The following is a 16,091-nucleotide window of genomic DNA, read 5'->3' as shown; positions in this document are numbered from 1 at the left end:
TCTTATTTTTCTATTTTTCTTACAAATTTTTCTTTATCAAAGGCACCTACAGAATTTGCTACTATTATTGTCCCTGAAGCATCTCCTGATATATTTACGGCAGATCTTGCCATGTCTAGAATTCTGTCTATACCCATAATCATAGCGATTCCTTCTACCGGAAGTCCTACTGATTGTAGTACCATGGATAGAGTTATTAGTCCTACTGACGGAATACCTGCTGTACCTACTGATGCAATTGTCGCAGTTAGTATAACTGTCGCAAAGTCTGCTGCTGTTAAGTCAATATTATAGGCATTTGCTATAAATACTACTGCAACTCCCTGCATGATTGCAGTTCCGTCCATATTTATGGTCGCTCCTAGAGGAATTGTAAAGGATGATATTTTTCTATCCACTCCCATTTCTTCTAGAGTTTTGATATTTACCGGAACTGTGGCATTACTTGAGGCAGTTGAAAAAGCAAAAGTCATTACTGGAGCAAATTTCTTTAAGAAGTTTATTGGATTTACTCTAGTAAATGCTGCCAATAATAGCATGTAAACAAGAATTAGTTGAACAGCAAGTCCTCCCAAAACTGTAGCCATATATGATAACATAGATATGATTACATCATAACCTAATGATGCGAAGGTTCTAGTTATTAGGAAAAATACACCAATTGGAGCAAGTTTCATAACCCACATTGTCATTCCCATCATAAGATCGTTCATTTCTGTTACGACATTTCCTAGGGTCATAAGTCTATATTCCATAGATGCTATTAATAGACCCACAATAACTGCAAATATTATAATTTGAATCATTTCTCCATTGGCTAGTGCTCCAATTGGATTGGTTGGAACGAAGTTTAGAATTGTTTTAGATATTGAAAATTCCTCTCCGCTATCTACTTCAAATTCATTAGCTCCAAGACTTAAATTCATTCCTTTTCCTGGATTTATAACTCTTGCAAGCATTAGGGAAAGAAATATTGCAAGGGCCGTTGTACATATATAAAACGCCACAATTCTAACTCCGACCTTACCCAATGTTTCTGTATCCCCTAGGTTTCTACAGCCATCTGCTATAGAGAAAAACACTAGTGGAACTACTAGCATTTGCATGAGTCTAATAAAAACTTGTCCTATTGTGTAAAATATTCCTTCTATCAAAATATCATCACGGAAATGGCCTTCTGGCATGAAATAATGTATGAGAATACCAACTACTATTCCTATGATTAACGATATAAATATTTGTTGGGAGAGTCCAAATTTCTTTTTCTTATTTTTTACCATTCAGTCCCTCCTTTTCTATATATTCATGAAGGGCAGATCTCCAATCGTTAAACTTATATCCATCAGTTATGTTTAGATAATAGTTGCTTATTCCTCTAAAGCTTGGGACCATATCTACCCTACTTTCATCAATAATTTCTTCTATTTCGGCATCAAGACCAAGATAATCTATGACTTCTTGGGCAAAGTCTTTGTGAGAACAGTAGCCCTCACATGAGGCATGATAAGTTCCGTAGTTATTTGTTTTGATTAGTTCTATCAAGAATTTACTAAGCTCAAAGGCAGGTGTTGGTGATGATATCCTGTCTTTAGGCATCACAACTTTACCTTTTTTTGCTTGGTCAATTATATTTTCAACAAAAGAATTTTCCCTAGAATATAGTCTTGATACTCTTATAATATAATAATAGTTTGAGAAATTCCTTACGAATTCTTCTCCCAAGAACTTACTTTTCCCATATACTGTTGTAGGTCTTGGTGTATCTATTTCCTTGTAAGGATTTATGGTATTGCCGTCGAATACATCTCCAGTAGATAGTTGGACAATTTTTGCCTTGTGACGATTAGCAGCTATAGCTATGTTTTTAGCTCCAATAGCGTTTAATAAGTAAGCCTCGTCTGGGTTTTTCTCACATTCATTTTTCTTAGTTAAACCTGACGCATTTACAATAATGGTTGGTCTAAGTCTTTCTATAAATGTAGACACTTCCTTTTGATTAGTTATATCAACTTCATTTTTATCTGTTGCTACTATTTCAGCATCAATTGGATCCAGGTATCTGTATATAGTAGATCCTAGTCTACCATGAGATCCTGTTATCCAGATTTTATCTCTAACTCCAAGTATCATAAGTACCTCTTTTCTATTTCGTTTATTGTATTATTATATACTTTTGCGAAATTTTATCAATATTTTGCATTAATTCATCAAAGTGAATATTGTTATATAATTTCTTCAAATAAAAAAAGTTCGACGAATCGAACTTAAATTGGCAGGTCTGGAGGGAATCGAACCCCCATCTTTGGCTTCGGACACCCTTGTTTTGCCACTAAACTACAGACCCATTTTTTATTTCTATATTAGAATATCCTATTTTGTTTAGAAACCTAAGTGGCAAGAATGTATTTCCCAGCCCACTATCAACATATATTATACCATTTCTATAATGATACACCCCTTTGTCAAAACTTGGGAAAAATCCCTCGCCTGGACTTACGAGTGCACCTAAGATAGGAAATCTCACTTGCCCACCATGGGTATGGCCTGAAAACACAAAATCAAAATCTACATTATCTCTGTCTCTTACGTGTTTTGAATAATGGCTTAATATAATATTTAATTTATTATCATCTTTTTTATAATTGTCAAAGGACCTTGTATAAAATGTATTTCCATACAAGTTAATTTTATTATCTTTGACAAGAACTGATTCATTTTTTAAATATTTGATGCCAAGCTTTTCAAGTTCTTCTAGGAAATAATCAAGCTTTGGACCTCTTTCTTCGTGGTTGCCAGTTATATAAAAAGTTTCTATTCCTAAAGCACTTAAGTTTTTTAGAAAAAACAGACTTCTTTCAATCTTTCTATCTGTTCCATAATCTAGGATATCTCCAGTAAGTATAATAAAGTCAGGGGCAAATTGTCTTATGTTTTCTATAACTTCTCCTAGATTCGATATGACATTTGAATGAAAATCTGTAATTTGCGTGATCCTTATAGGACTATCTATCTTTGGGGAGTATAAAGTGATCTTTTTTTCCTTAGCATGAAAACATTGCCTATTAATATAAAAGCCTAGGCCTAGGGCACTAAGCCCCAAGCCAAGAGCAAGCTTTTTCTTACTAATCTTCATCTATTTCACCTAAATAAATGTTAGATGACATATCAGAAGGTATCTTGTAACCTAGTCTAGGTGATGTTGATAGTCCTGTAATACTTGGACCATCTACTGCAGTTGCTCTTTTAAACTGACTACTTGCATATCTCTTATAATATGATTTAAGCCATTTTTTGATAGTATCTTTTGAATAATCACCTTCAAAGGCAAGGATGGCCTTCTTATAAATATCCTCTGGACTTAACTTGTAGGCTAGATGGTAATAAATAAAGAAGTCTATTAATTCATAAGGTCCTATTATGTCTTCTGTTTTTTGGCTTATAGTTTCTTCACTCTCATTTTTAAGCTCAGGTGATATTGGAGTAGCTAATATATCTTCTAGGACGGATTTTAATTTATCATTTTCTGTATTTTTAGAAACATTTCCTACAATAAATCTAAGGTGAGTTTTAGTTAGGCTTGCATTTAAGGAATAGTTACTCATGTGATCTCCATTAAATGTTGCAAAGCCTTGCATTATCTCAGACAAATCTCCTGTTCCTATTACGATTCCTCCATGCATGTTGGCTAAATCAAATAAAACCTGAGTTCTTTCTCTTGCTTGAGCATTTTCATATGCCACATCTTGTTTTATCCCATCATGACCAATATCCCTTAGATGAACTTTGACAGCTTCAGATATATTTATCTCGTTTAGCTTAATATCTAGAACCTCACAAAGTAAGTTTGCATTTGACTTTGTTCTTTTACTCGTTGCAAAGGCTGGTATTGTGTAGGCGTGAATGTTCTCTCTCTCAAAGCCTACTTTTTTGAAGGCATAGTCAATGAATAAAAGTGCCATTGTAGAGTCAAGTCCACCAGACACACCTATAAATACATCCTTTACTCCAATCTTTCCCATCCTTGTTAAAAGTCCAGCTGATGCAATATCAAATACATCTTTTACAAAGAGATCTTCCTTTTCTTTTCTTGGTATATAAGGAAACTTGTCAAGCTTTATATTTTTATCAGAAAAGTTTGTAAAAGTTATTTGGGAGTCTATATCTATTTCAAATAATTTATTAAAAACTACACTATCATTATTTGAAACTTCTTGTATCTTACCGTCATCGATAATTGCGTTTAATCCTTGATATACAAAGTCTGTAGATGATTCGCCAATACCTGTACCAGTTGAAATATAAACTACATCTTTAGATAAAAACTTAATATCATTTATTGTTTTTTCAGTTGATAGGACTGTTTTTTCAAAGGCATTAGGATTTAGAATTATATCAGCTCCCAGTTCTTTAAAAGTTAAACTTTGAGGGATAATACTTTTTTCATCCTCACCTATGCTTACTCCTATCTTTAGACCACCGATATTTTCTGGATAAAATGGATTTATTTCTATATTTTCTCCACCAATTAAAAAACTTTCAGGAATCATATCGCTAAATACAGTCTTCTCATAATCTTTTAGATTGGTCTTGACATATATATTTAGGATTTCTCCTTTTTTTATTAAAAAACTTGTGTTATAGACCAAACCAGATGATCTAAGTGGTGCTCCCACGGAAATTAATAGATCAAAATCTTTACTATAGTTTTTTAATTTTACTATAGCTTCTTCCACAGCTTTTATAAGTGAATCTTCCTTATACAAATCATAGAGGGATGCTCCTGTTAATGAAAGTTCAGGAAGGGATAAGATATTTACGCCATCACTTTCTGCTTTACTTATTATATTTTTAATTGTCTCTAGGTTTTTTCTAACATCACCTAGGGCTATATCAAAATTCGTAGATAAAATTTTTATATTTTTTTTCATAATTACCTCTCTACCTATTATATTGGATAAAGGAGTTTTAGTAAATAATCTAATCTGATATAATTATCTAGAGGTGATATGATGAAAATATATTTAGGATGTGATTTATTTATAGAAGGTCAAAGACTCCAAGCTAAAAAAGTACAAGATGCCTTGGAAAATGAATTTGGTGATAAGATTGACCTCTACAATCCAGCTGATAACTTGGAAATCAATGATAAATCTGCTGGTTTTGCGAGTGGTGCTGATATACTCTTAGCTGATTATGATAGGCTAAAAAGCTCAAATCTACTAATAGCCTTGATGGATACAACTGATTTGGGCCTTGCAGGTGAAATGGGAATCGCTTTTGAAAGAGGAATCCCTATATTTCAACTATATACAGATATAAGACTAACTGGAAATGACAGAGATGATAAACTAGCTGAAATAAAAAAAGATGTCTTCCAAAATGACTTTATGTATATAAATAAACTTATAACTGGCTTATCTTATGTAGATAAAAATGGAAATTATTTCGACAAACCAAGAATATATAAAAAATCTGACGATTTGATAGAAGCACTTAAAGAATTTATAAGAGAAAATCTGTAAGATAAAAGAGACCAATTAAGGTCTCTTTATTTTATCAATTATGCATTTTTAATTTCTTCTATTAAAGCTGGTACTACTTTGTGGAAGTCTCCTACTATACCGTAGTCACAGTTATCAAAGAATGCTGCGCTTTCGTCATTGTTGATTACAACAATTGTTCCAGCATCTGGAATTCCTCTTAAGTGTTGCATAGCTCCTGATATACCAACACCTATATATAGTTTACCAGAGAATTTCTTACCTGATAGACCGATAAATCTGTTTGTTGGGACATATCCTCTAACTTGGGCAGCTGGTCTTGAAGATGAAAGAACAGATCCAGTTTCTTTAGCTAGTTCTTTGATCAATTCTAAGTTTTGTTCTTCTCCAATTCCCATACCTGCTGCTACAACAGAGTCAGCACTTTCAATCTCACCTTCTAGATCAACATCTTTCTTATCAAAGGTAAATCCTTCTGCCTTTAATGCTTCTACTAGTTTTTTAGCGGCTTCTTTTTCATCGCCTTTAAAGATTTCAAGTTTCCTATCTCCTACTTGAGATTGTTTTTTCTTTGGAGCATCTTTCTTAGCTTCTTTTTTAGCTATTCTTGGGAAAATATATCCTGAGATTACGAGCCTCATGATTTCATTTGTTCCTTCGTAGATTTGTGTAATCTTAGAGTCTCTGTAGTATCGTTCTACATCTACACCCTTGATAAATCCAGATCCACCATATAATTGAAGGGCCTTAGAAGTTAGTTTTTCTGCCATATCAGATGCGTATAGCTTTGCCATAGCTGCATCCATACCGTAAGGAACGTGAGCATCTTTTTTCTTAGCTGCATCATATATCAATAGTCTTGCTGCCTTTAGTTCTGTTGCCATATCTGCAAGAATAAATGCGTTGTGTTGCATTCTTGCTACAGCTTCACCAAATTGTTCACGAGCAAGTCCATATTCCTTAGCTGATTCATAAGCTCCTTGAGCAATACCAAGAGCTTGTGATGCAATTCCGATTCTACCACCGTCTAGAATCATCATAGCATATTTGAAACCCTTACCTTCTTCACCAAGTAGATTTTCTTTTGGAACTTTTACGTCCTTAAAGTGAAGCTCAGCTGTAACTGATGATCTTATACCTAGTTTGTCATATGGTTCTGAGAAAGTAAATCCTTCAAAGTCTTTATCAACTATAAACATTGAAATACCATGGTTTCCTTTACCAGGTGTTGTAACCGCTGTTACTAGATAAGTTTGAGCTTCTGGTGCGTTAGTAATGAAAATCTTCTTACCATTTAATACATAATGATCTCCCTTTAGAACAGCTGTAGTTTCTGTTCCTGCTGAGTCAGATCCTGCATTTTCTTCTGTAAGACCGAAGCCACCAATTGATTCACCTGTAAGAAGTGGTCTTAGATATTTTTCCTTTTGTTCTTCATTACCAAACTCATTTAGTCCCCATGTTCCTAGAGATGTATGTGCTGAACAAATTACACCTACACCACCATCCACTCTTGATAGCTCTTCGACAGCTATAGCGTAATGTTGGTTAGTAAGTCCAGCTCCACCGTATTCTTTTGGGAAAGGAATTCCCATAAGTCCCATCTCACCCATTTCTTTAACAATTTCTTTTGGAAATTCTTTGCTTTGGTCTAAGTGAAAAGCAATAGGTTTGATTTTTTCTTCTGCAAAACTTCTAACAACTTTTCTAAATTCTTCTAAATCTTCTGGTAGATTGTATCCCATTTTTAATTACTCCTTATATTAATATCATTTAAATTATTCATTGTAATTGTTTTCATATATTATATACCCAAATAAATTATTTCTAACATACTTTTTTAATTAATATTAAAATTTAATTTATTTTAGATTATTGTCGATAATAATAATCATTTATATATAATTTATTTTTCCTGATTTACTGGTATAGTAGATATAGTTAAAAAAATAGTTTTCAAAGGAGAAATAATGCACAATATAATAGAAGTTTTAGATAATATTTATTGGGTCGGAGTTAACGACAGAAGAATTGATAGATTCGAAAACATGTTCGAATTAACTAATGGAGTTTCATACAGTTCATATGTCATAAAAGACGAAAAAAATGTCCTAATGGATTCAGTAGAAGCTGCCTTTACTAGAAGATATCTTGAAAATATCAAAGCTGCCCTAGACGGAGAAGAACTTGACTACATTGTAATAGAACACATGGAACCAGACCACTGTAGAAACATTGATTTTTGTATGAAAGAATGGCCAAATGCTAAGTTCGTTGGAAATGCAAAAACTTTTAAATTCTATGAACAATTCTACAATGATGATTTCAAAGATAGATACTACGAAGTTAAAGATGGTGACGAATTAAATATAGGAAAGAGAAATCTTAAGTTTGTATTTACACCAATGGTTCACTGGCCAGAAGTAATGATGACCTATGAAACAAACGAGGGCATCCTATTTTCTGCTGACGCTTTCGGATCTTTCAATGTAATCGAAGGTCACATTCACGCCAAAGATGTAATGCACAAGGGTGATTGGCTAGATCAAGCTAGAAGATATTACATCAATATCGTAGGTAAGTTTGGAAAGATGGTTCAAAATGCCTTCAAGAAGATCGACGGTCTTCCAATAAATGCTATCCTTCCTCTTCATGGACCAGTTTATACTGACCAAGAATCAATTGAGTTTATCATGGATAAATATAACAAATGGTCAACATTTACTCCAGAAGAAGATGGTGTAGTTATAGTTTACGCATCAATGTATGGTGATACAGAAGAAGCTGCTGATATCCTTGCTACAAACCTTGCCCAACTTGGAGTAGAAAATATCAAAACTTATGACGTTGCTGACTGGGACGTATCATATCCAATTAGCGATTGTCACAGATTCTCTCACTCAGTATTTGCACCAATCAACTACAACTCAGGTCTATACTACAAGATGGATGCTTTCCTAAGAGAATTAGTTGGAACAGGATATACAAACAGAAGTGTTTCATTCTTAAACAACTGGTCTTGGGGTGGTAGAAGTCTAGAAATATCTAAAGAAATTTTATCTTCTGCTAAGCTTGACTACGTTGGAGAAGATGTAAAAATCAACTCTGGTGTAAAAATGGAACAAGTAGAACTAATAAAAGAATTAGCTAAAGCAATCAAAGCTGACATGGATAGCAAAAATAACTAATTTAAAAACCAAGGCTACAAAATAAGCCTTGGTTTTTCTTTACATAATTTTCTTAACTAGATTCAATTTCCCATCTTCATAAGGAGGATATTTTATATTAACTTTTAGATTCTTAGGTGTATGCATGATGGATTTTTTGTTGGAGAAATTAACGAATCCATTGTAGCCATGGTATCCGCCCATGCCACTTGCTCCTACTCCTCCAAACTCTAAGTATGGACTTGCAATTTGCATGATACAATCATTTACACAACCATTACCATATTCCATATTATACATAACCTTATCTATCAGTCTCTTATCGTCTGCAAATAGATAAAAAGCTAGTGGCTTTGGAAGTCTTTTTATTTTATATAAAATAGAATTGATATTTTCGTAGGTAATGATTGGAATAATTGGTCCAAATATTTCATCTTCCATAAGTTTATTATCAAAATCAACACCATCGACTATGGTTGGTTCAAGTTTTAGAGTATCCTTATCATAATTACCACCAAAAATAATATCTTGACCATCTAAAAGATCTACAAGTCCCTCGAGGTGACTTGTGTTTATGATAGATACATAATCTTTTGATAAAAGCGGATTGAGTCCATAAAACTCCACTAGATATTTTTTAAGTTTTTCTATAAATTTTTCTTTGATAGCAAAATCAACAAGAATATAATCAGGAGCTACACAAGTTTGACCTGCGTTTAATGTTTTTCCCCAAGCGATTGACTTAGCAGCATTATCAAGATCAGCTGTCCTATCTACTATACAAGGACTTTTTCCGCCAAGTTCTAATGTAACCTTAGTTAAATTTTCGCTTGCTTTTTTCATTATGTGTTTACCGACTGACTTTCCTCCAGTATAGAAAATATGATCGTAAGTACCTGCTAAAAGCTCTTCGTGACTTACTTTGTCATTATCTACTACATAGATATATTCTTCTGGGAAATGATTGTTAATCATCGTTGTAATAACTTCTGTTGTAGCCAATGTCTTAGAAGAAGTTTTAAGGATTACAGTATTTCCTGAAGCTATAGCAGAAACTACAGGATCAAGAGCTAAAAGAAAAGGATAATTCCAAGGGGCTATTATCAAGTTCACTCCCAAAGGTTCATACAAGGTATATGATTTTGCAGGCATAGCCTGGATAGGAGTCTTTTCCCTTATTGCCTTCATCCAGTCAGATAAATTATCTAAGGCAAACTTTATCTCTTCCTTAAGAAAAGATATTTCACTAACATAAGCCTCAAAGTTTGACTTGCCAAGGTCCACCTTTAAACAGGCTAAGATCTCATCTTCATAAAGATCCACTAAATCTCTTAATTTTTCTAGGTTTTCTTTTCTAAAAGTCTCAGTTTTAGTATAACCAGAGTAGAAAAACTCTCTTTGTCTATCTATTATAGAGTACAAATTGCTCATTATTTCCTCCTATTTTCATATCTTAGGTCTATTTCTATATTTATACCCAATTTAAATATAAAAAACTAGCAGCTTTTAGGGAGGATGCTGCTAGCTTAGGATAATTTATTTTTTGATTAGTTTTTTATAAAGGGTAAATACCAACATACCAACTACTGCATTTACTACAATTGCTCCACCTGGTTTTATATCAAATTGGAAGGAGAGAATAATACCTGCCATCATATATACAATTCCTAAAATGATTGTTATAAAAAATGTCTGCTTGTAACTTCTTGATACTATTAGACTCGTTGCAACTGGTAAAACTATTAGGCTTGTTACCATCAAGGCTCCTATAATCTTTACTGCTAGGGCAATGGTTACTGCTGCTAGAAATGTAAAGATTGCCTCTATAAGGTTAACCCTCACCCCTGATAGCCTAGCTGTATTTGTATCGATTGATATGGCTAAAAGAGCCGAATACCTACTTATTGAAAGTATTAGTACCAGAACAAAAATAATGCTGGTATTTATTAGGTCAAAACTTGTTACAGAAGAAATTGACCCAAACAAATACGATTCAAAGGAGTTTCCCCCAGGGGCAAAATCTGAAAGTATAGCTGCTAGACCAAGTCCAGTACTCATGATAACTGCTGTGGCCATATCTCCATATTGGGGAAATTTTTTCCTTATAATTTCAATCATAAAGGCTGCTATTACACATACTATGGCTGATCCTAAAAGAGGATCAAAACCAAGGATAAGTCCCAAACCTACACCAGTAAGGGCTGTATGAGATAGGGCATCTCCTATCATAGATGTTTTTCTATTAACCATTACAATTCCAATGATAGGAATCATAATGGATAGGAGGAAACCTACCATAAGAGCCTTTCTCATAAAGGCAAATTCTAACATAATTCTAAGCTCCCTTCATTCATCCTGTACTCCGTTTTATCTATATCAAGCTCTTCAATTTCTTTAAGTTCGTGGGTAATCAAAACTATTGTTATTCCCAGATTTTTTTGTAGGCTTTTTATAGTTTCATAAAATCTTTCCTTATTTTCCTTATCCACTCCTGCTGTCGGCTCATCTAGGATAAGAAGGTCAGGATTATTTATCATAGCCCTTGCTATCATCGCTCTTTGGGCAAGACCTCCGGAAAGTTCGTTGACTGGGGTATTTATATATTCTTCCATGCCCATATCCCTTAGAACTTGGCAGGCTTTTTGGTAGTGGCTTTTTTTCGCTATCTTTATAAAGCTAAAGTCTTCATAAAGATTTAATACTACAAGTTCCTTACAAGTTATAGGAAAGGATATTTTATTTACAATATTTATCTGGGGCACATACCCTATTTTTTTATATGATTTGTAAGAAGATATATCCTTGCCCAATATTTTAATTTCTCCTTCATCAGGCTTAAGCTCACCTAGCATAAGCTTAACTAGGGTCGATTTACCTGATCCATTGCCCCCAACTATCAATACCATTTCTCCACAAGCTACATCAAGATTGCAGTTTTTTATAACTGGTATATCCTTGTAGGCAAAGGATAGGTCGCTAATTTCAATTGCTTTCACTTTCATCTCCTTTCATTGACTCGTATAGGTTATCCAGGTTCATCCTCATAAGGTCTATATAATCCATTTTCTTTTTTTCTTGCTCACTTGTCATAAACTCCATGGAAGCAAGGGGACTAATTTTACCACCTAGTTCTTCAGCCAAGGCCTTGGCTTCCTTTGGATTTTTCCCAAATTCATAAAAGATTGTGTCTATATTTTTATCCTTGGCAAAGTTTACGGCCTTTTTAATTGTTTTAAGGCTCGGACTTTCAAGGCTAGTTAGACCTTGCAGAGGGTATTGAATCAGATCAAAATCCCTTGCTATATATGCGTAGGCATAGTGGATTGTAAGGAATTCTCTTTGGTCTAATTTCTTAAATTTCTCCTTATATTCTGCATCTATATCTGTCAATTGGTCAACGTATTTCAATTTATTTTTCTTATAAATTTTCTCATTTTCTGGATATTTCTCTATCAACTTATCTTGGATAGCATTTAGGTATTTTTTGCCGTTTGTTATAGAAAGCCAAGAATGTGGATCGTAACTTATCTTATCAAAGCCAGATGAAGAGCCTTCCATTAGGGATTCTTCTCTGTTGGTATCCTTTAGAAGGTCACCATTTTCATCCATCAGATAATAAGGAAGGAGGTCTTCGCTTATCCTATCTGAGACAAAAATCCATTTGCCAGCCTTAGGCATTTTATAAAATATTTCACCAGATTCATGTCCCATTTCTAGGCCATATACCTTTCCTTCCTCAACATTGATGGTTGATTTTTGAGAAACTAGTTCTCCCTTTTGGCTCATGACCTCTTTGGCCTTTTTGACTAGTTCTTCCTGACTTAGGCCCTCGTCTTTGATAAAGGCAACCCTCATCATATCTTCGTGAGTATGGGCAAAGTCAAACTTTTGAACCTTATCTGTCACATCTATCCTTGCCATATATTGAAAATCTCCAATAGCAGCTTGGCCCTTGTAGGTAATAAGGTCCACTGAATCTGAGAGTTTTAAAATATCAAGGTTAGGAAGATTTTCCTTAACACTGTCAAGCCATGGTTCCATATTGGCTCCATTTACAACCAAAAGATCCGCCTTGGCAAGCTTTTTCATATCCTTTGCAGAAGGCTCCCAGAGGTGGGCTTCTTTTTCTTCTGGCATAAATGATTGGACATTTAAGCTATCTCCAGCAATTTTTTTAGTTAAGTCGTTTATAGGATAAAAAGAAGTGTAAACTAAGGGTCTCTTATCCTCTTTTTCATTCTTGCCACAGGCTACGAAAAATATCAGGGCAAAAATAATAAGACTTATTTTTTTGAGTCTTTTCATGAGTCCTCCTTAATAACAAAAAGGGATGAGCTAACCCATCCCCCAGTAAACTTATTCTGTAATCTCATCAATAATTTGTGAATCTGTTGTGTTTGGTTTAACAAATGTAGGGAACCAACCATCTTTTTCTAATAATTCGTCTACATCATTTCCATATCTCATGTGAAAATGTGTTAGACTTTCTTCACCGTGTATTGGCATCATTAGTAGATATTTATATTCAGCATCTGGGCTTACTGCTTCAAAGATATCCCATTCTAGCATGTGAGAACCGTGTTTAACTTCTTTTTTGTCTATAAATTTATACTCAACTTCCGAACTTTCTTTGCTAGAATCTTCTGGAAATTCTTGGTAGAATTTTACCTTTTCTCCTTCTATTTCTAAGCCTTTGAAGTCACATTTTCTTTTTTCTAAATAAGCTTTTTTTGCTGTTTCTTGGTCAGTGTTTTCTTTTTCTGCTAATGTTTTGAATGCATCTTGGACCTCTTCTTTATCCAGATATCCTTCCATGGAATTCCAATTTCCTTCCCAATCGCTTAGGCTTACTTTTTCATTTGCTTCTTCTTTTTTAGATTCTTCTATTACTTCTTCTTTACTTTCTGTATTTTCACTTTGAGAAGCATTAGATTCTTTACTCTCCTCTACTTGGGTTTTGTTATTAACCTCATTATCGTGAGCTTGGTCATTACCACAAGCTGCCAGGATTAAACCAAATGATAGGATCGCTGTTAGGGCAATAGTATTTTTCTTTTTCATATTTATCTCCTTAATTTATTATTTTTATGTAGGTAAATCATTATTTTATTCTTATGACTTTCCTTGATAAATTTATAATAGCACTATTTTAATAATTTGTCAAGAATGATTTGCATTATCATAAATTATTATTTTTTTAACATATTTGAACAAAGAAAAAATCCCGCCCCTCGGCGAGATTTAAATTCTTTATACTTATCTATAGATTGTCTATAACTTCTTCTACATCAGGAAGTTCGCTTCCTCCATAGACCTTAACCCATTGTACTTTTCCTTCTTCATCGATTATTACATTAGCACGTTTACTTGCACCATTTTCTTCGTTGAATAATCCGTATGCCTTAGTTACTTCTGCATATGGGAAGAAGTCTGATACTATTTTTATGTCTTTTAGATCAAGAATATCAGCCCATTTTGCTTTAGCTGGGAAAGGATCTACAGAAATTCCTATAACTACAGTATCTCCCTTTTCTTGGATTCTGTCATAGTTTCTTTCTAGAGATCTCATTTGATCAGTACAAACTGGTGTGTAGGCCAATGGGTGCCAAGAAAGAATTACCTTTTTTCCTTTTAATTCGCTAAGTTTAATTTCTTCTTTGTTTTGATCTTTTAGTGTAAAATCTATTGCTTCTTGATTAACTTGAATTGTCATTATTACCTCCTAGTTATCTCTACATAGTATATATACCCAACTATATCAGAAATTTCATAAAATATATTTTAAAGAAATCTTATAGCAAATTTCACCATGGCAAAAACTGCATTTTCCAAGGCATCTTCATCTATGTCAAAGAGTGGAGTATGGTGTTCTGCTCCACTTCCCTTATCATCATTTGCGGTTCCTACCAAAGAAAATAAAGCTGGTGCAAGCTTACCGTAAAGTTCAAAGGATTCTGATGCGTACCATTTTATACCTTCTTTGAGATTTTCTCCAAAATAATCTATTAGTTCTTCCTTCATTATCCTACTTAAATCGCTATCATTTATAACTGGATCGTATTCTGCCTCTAAGGTATTTACTATAAACTTACAACCATGAGCATTTGCCACTTGACTTCCAACATTTTCTATAAGCTCTAATGCTTTATCTACTTCTTCTCTATCAAAATATCTCATAGTTCCATCAATTCTCACTTCTTCTGCTATTACATTGTGAGCTTTGCCCCCATGGATAGTTGATAGGCCTAGGGTTACAGTTTGGTTTGGATCTAATCTATTGACAAAAGCTGATGCCAGAGATTGGATTACAGCTGCTTGGGCAAATATTGGACTAATAGCTCTATCTGGTCTTGAGCTATGACCTCCGACTCCCTTTATAGTAAAATCTACCATGGCAAAGCCTGCCATAACAGCTCCAGGATCTAGGGCAATCTCTCCTGTTTTTAAAAATGATGCTAGGTGATTTCCATAGAAAAAATCTATGTTTTCATCCTTTAATTTATCTATCATTTTAAATACACCAATTCCAGTTTCTTCGCCCTCTTCAAATATAAAGATAATCTTACCTTTCAATTTATCTATATTTTTCTTTAGGATCCTCATAGTTGATAGTAGAATTGCCATGTGACCGTCATGGCCGCAAGCATGAAAGACTTCCTTATCATCTGATACAACAATTCTTTTTTGATATAGGTTAGTTTCTGATTCATATATTGGAAGGGCATCTATATCTGTTCTTAGACCAATTGTTTTTCCTTCTTTTTTGCTATCGAGGATTGCATAAAAACCTGTGCCTTCTACTTCAACTATAGGTAGGCCTAACTTTCTAACTTCATCCTTTAAGTAGGCTGATGTTTTATATTCCTTAGATGATACTTCGGCTAGAGTGTGGAGTTTTCTTCTTTGATTAATTAATTTATTTTTATCTTTACTGATTTCTTCTAGTATATACTTACCTTTCATACTATATTCCTTTAGGTATAAAAAAACGACAGTAAAAACTGCCGTTTAAATTTCTCTTTATAAGCTAGCTATAGCTTCGATTTCTAGTAGACCGTCTTTTGGAAGATTTGCTACTTCGAATGCTGATCTAGCTGGTTTGTGATCTGCAAAGAATTCAGCATATACTTCATCAAATGCCTTGAAGTTGTTAATATCGTTTAGATAAACAACACATTTGATAACCTTATCTTTTCCTGAACCAGCTTCTTTAAGGATAGCTTCAACATTTGATAGAGCTTGTTTAGTAGCTGCCTTAATTTCTGTTACTAGTTCACCAGTTTTTGGATCAAGTGGAAGTTGACCTGATGTGAAAACTAAATTATCTGTTGCGATTCCTTGAACGTATGCACCTACTGCTTTTGGTGCGTCATTTGTATTAATTGATTTCATAAAAAACTCCTTAATCTAAAATGTAACTACA

General features: G+C 33.8%; 15 protein-coding genes. 2 read left to right on the top strand and 13 right to left on the bottom strand.

All coding sequences use genetic code 11. From position 1 onward, the window contains the following. Positions 1-2: 2 nt before the first annotated feature. The 4 genes from E0D87_RS05860 to nadE all read right to left on the bottom strand — a co-directional run bounded on the left by E0D87_RS05860 (position 3) and on the right by nadE (position 4,928). On the bottom strand, positions 3-1,280 hold the full coding sequence (locus E0D87_RS05860; RefSeq protein ID WP_130819713.1) for a dicarboxylate/amino acid:cation symporter: 1,278 nt from the start codon (positions 1,278-1,280) through the stop codon (positions 3-5). Further along, positions 1,267-2,130 (bottom strand): SDR family oxidoreductase, encoded by an 864-nt coding sequence (locus E0D87_RS05855; RefSeq protein WP_130819712.1) that lies wholly within the window; start codon positions 2,128-2,130, stop codon positions 1,267-1,269. The genes E0D87_RS05860 and E0D87_RS05855 overlap by 14 nt, the downstream gene beginning before the upstream one ends. 199 nt (positions 2,131-2,329) lie before the next feature. Then, positions 2,330-3,133, bottom strand: a complete 804-nt coding sequence (locus tag E0D87_RS05845) for a metallophosphoesterase (RefSeq protein ID WP_242618446.1) — start codon at positions 3,131-3,133, stop codon at positions 2,330-2,332. Beyond that, entirely contained in the window at positions 3,123-4,928 is a 1,806-nt protein-coding gene (gene nadE / locus E0D87_RS05840; RefSeq protein WP_130819711.1) for an NAD(+) synthase, read from the bottom strand. Before nadE ends, E0D87_RS05845 begins: the two co-directional genes overlap by 11 nt. Positions 4,929-5,009: 81 nt before the next feature. Here nadE and E0D87_RS05835 point away from each other — a divergent pair, with 81 nt between their 5' ends. After that, the gene (locus E0D87_RS05835; protein WP_130819710.1) at positions 5,010-5,522 is read left to right on the top strand and encodes a nucleoside 2-deoxyribosyltransferase; all 513 of its coding nucleotides are present in this window, start codon (positions 5,010-5,012) and stop codon (positions 5,520-5,522) included. 38 nt (positions 5,523-5,560) lie between these two features. On the opposite strand, the gene E0D87_RS05830 is transcribed toward E0D87_RS05835, so the two are convergent. Continuing rightward, complete coding sequence (locus E0D87_RS05830; protein ID WP_130819709.1) at positions 5,561-7,246, bottom strand: acyl-CoA dehydrogenase family protein; 1,686 nt, start codon at positions 7,244-7,246, stop codon at positions 5,561-5,563. A gap of 225 nt (positions 7,247-7,471) precedes the next feature. Here E0D87_RS05830 and E0D87_RS05825 point away from each other — a divergent pair, with 225 nt between their 5' ends. Further along, a complete protein-coding gene (locus E0D87_RS05825; RefSeq protein ID WP_130819708.1) occupies positions 7,472-8,689 on the top strand; it encodes an FprA family A-type flavoprotein in 1,218 nt (405 codons plus the stop codon). 39 nt (positions 8,690-8,728) lie between these two features. On the opposite strand, the gene E0D87_RS05820 is transcribed toward E0D87_RS05825, so the two are convergent. The 8 genes from E0D87_RS05820 to E0D87_RS05785 all read right to left on the bottom strand — a co-directional run bounded on the left by E0D87_RS05820 (position 8,729) and on the right by E0D87_RS05785 (position 16,060). Then, positions 8,729-10,099: an aldehyde dehydrogenase family protein gene (locus tag E0D87_RS05820; protein ID WP_130819707.1), complete on the bottom strand. Its 1,371-nt coding sequence runs from the start codon at positions 10,097-10,099 to the stop codon at positions 8,729-8,731. A 105-nt stretch (positions 10,100-10,204) separates the two neighbouring features. Beyond that, positions 10,205-10,999 carry a metal ABC transporter permease gene (locus E0D87_RS05815; protein WP_130819706.1) on the bottom strand — a complete coding sequence of 265 codons (795 nt, stop codon included), beginning with the start codon at positions 10,997-10,999 and terminating at the stop codon, positions 10,205-10,207. Continuing rightward, complete coding sequence (locus E0D87_RS05810) at positions 10,993-11,664, bottom strand: metal ABC transporter ATP-binding protein (protein WP_130819705.1); 672 nt, start codon at positions 11,662-11,664, stop codon at positions 10,993-10,995. Before E0D87_RS05810 ends, E0D87_RS05815 begins: the two co-directional genes overlap by 7 nt. Next, a complete protein-coding gene (locus E0D87_RS05805) occupies positions 11,651-12,973 on the bottom strand; it encodes a metal ABC transporter substrate-binding protein (RefSeq protein ID WP_130819704.1) in 1,323 nt (440 codons plus the stop codon). The genes E0D87_RS05810 and E0D87_RS05805 overlap by 14 nt, the downstream gene beginning before the upstream one ends. Positions 12,974-13,024: 51 nt before the next feature. Then, complete coding sequence (locus E0D87_RS05800; protein WP_130819703.1) at positions 13,025-13,729, bottom strand: ZinT/AdcA family metal-binding protein; 705 nt, start codon at positions 13,727-13,729, stop codon at positions 13,025-13,027. Positions 13,730-13,928: 199 nt separating this feature from the next. Next, a complete protein-coding gene (locus tag E0D87_RS05795; RefSeq protein ID WP_130819702.1) occupies positions 13,929-14,381 on the bottom strand; it encodes a redoxin domain-containing protein in 453 nt (150 codons plus the stop codon). A gap of 68 nt (positions 14,382-14,449) precedes the next feature. Continuing rightward, positions 14,450-15,631 (bottom strand): M20 metallopeptidase family protein, encoded by a 1,182-nt coding sequence (locus E0D87_RS05790; RefSeq protein WP_130819701.1) that lies wholly within the window; start codon positions 15,629-15,631, stop codon positions 14,450-14,452. 57 nt (positions 15,632-15,688) lie between these two features. After that, positions 15,689-16,060, bottom strand: a complete 372-nt coding sequence (locus E0D87_RS05785; protein WP_130819700.1) for a Rid family detoxifying hydrolase — start codon at positions 16,058-16,060, stop codon at positions 15,689-15,691. Between the last annotated feature and the right edge of the window lie 31 nt (positions 16,061-16,091).

This window comes from Anaerococcus vaginimassiliensis, from assembly GCF_900626155.1.
Classification (GTDB): Bacteria; Bacillota; Clostridia; order Tissierellales; family Peptoniphilaceae; genus Anaerococcus; species Anaerococcus vaginimassiliensis.
This window is presented reverse-complemented; position numbering and strand designations above follow the sequence as displayed.

What these genes read in the sequence shown, in the direction of transcription:
- E0D87_RS05800 (WP_130819703.1), bottom strand. Translation starts at nt 13,729, where the DNA reads ATGAAAAAGAAAAATACTATTGCCCTAACAGCGATCCTATCATTTGGT.
- E0D87_RS05830 (WP_130819709.1), bottom strand. Translation starts at nt 7,246, where the DNA reads ATGGGATACAATCTACCAGAAGATTTAGAAGAATTTAGAAAAGTTGTT.
- E0D87_RS05820 (WP_130819707.1), bottom strand. Translation starts at nt 10,099, where the DNA reads ATGAGCAATTTGTACTCTATAATAGATAGACAAAGAGAGTTTTTCTAC.
- E0D87_RS05835 (WP_130819710.1), top strand. Translation starts at nt 5,010, where the DNA reads ATGAAAATATATTTAGGATGTGATTTATTTATAGAAGGTCAAAGACTC.
- E0D87_RS05815 (WP_130819706.1), bottom strand. Translation starts at nt 10,999, where the DNA reads ATGTTAGAATTTGCCTTTATGAGAAAGGCTCTTATGGTAGGTTTCCTC.
- E0D87_RS05805 (WP_130819704.1), bottom strand. Translation starts at nt 12,973, where the DNA reads ATGAAAAGACTCAAAAAAATAAGTCTTATTATTTTTGCCCTGATATTT.
- nadE (WP_130819711.1), bottom strand. Translation starts at nt 4,928, where the DNA reads ATGAAAAAAAATATAAAAATTTTATCTACGAATTTTGATATAGCCCTA.
- E0D87_RS05855 (WP_130819712.1), bottom strand. Translation starts at nt 2,130, where the DNA reads ATGATACTTGGAGTTAGAGATAAAATCTGGATAACAGGATCTCATGGT.
- E0D87_RS05785 (WP_130819700.1), bottom strand. Translation starts at nt 16,060, where the DNA reads ATGAAATCAATTAATACAAATGACGCACCAAAAGCAGTAGGTGCATAC.
- E0D87_RS05825 (WP_130819708.1), top strand. Translation starts at nt 7,472, where the DNA reads ATGCACAATATAATAGAAGTTTTAGATAATATTTATTGGGTCGGAGTT.
- E0D87_RS05795 (WP_130819702.1), bottom strand. Translation starts at nt 14,381, where the DNA reads ATGACAATTCAAGTTAATCAAGAAGCAATAGATTTTACACTAAAAGAT.
- E0D87_RS05845 (WP_242618446.1), bottom strand. Translation starts at nt 3,133, where the DNA reads ATGAAGATTAGTAAGAAAAAGCTTGCTCTTGGCTTGGGGCTTAGTGCC.
- E0D87_RS05790 (WP_130819701.1), bottom strand. Translation starts at nt 15,631, where the DNA reads ATGAAAGGTAAGTATATACTAGAAGAAATCAGTAAAGATAAAAATAAA.
- E0D87_RS05860 (WP_130819713.1), bottom strand. Translation starts at nt 1,280, where the DNA reads ATGGTAAAAAATAAGAAAAAGAAATTTGGACTCTCCCAACAAATATTT.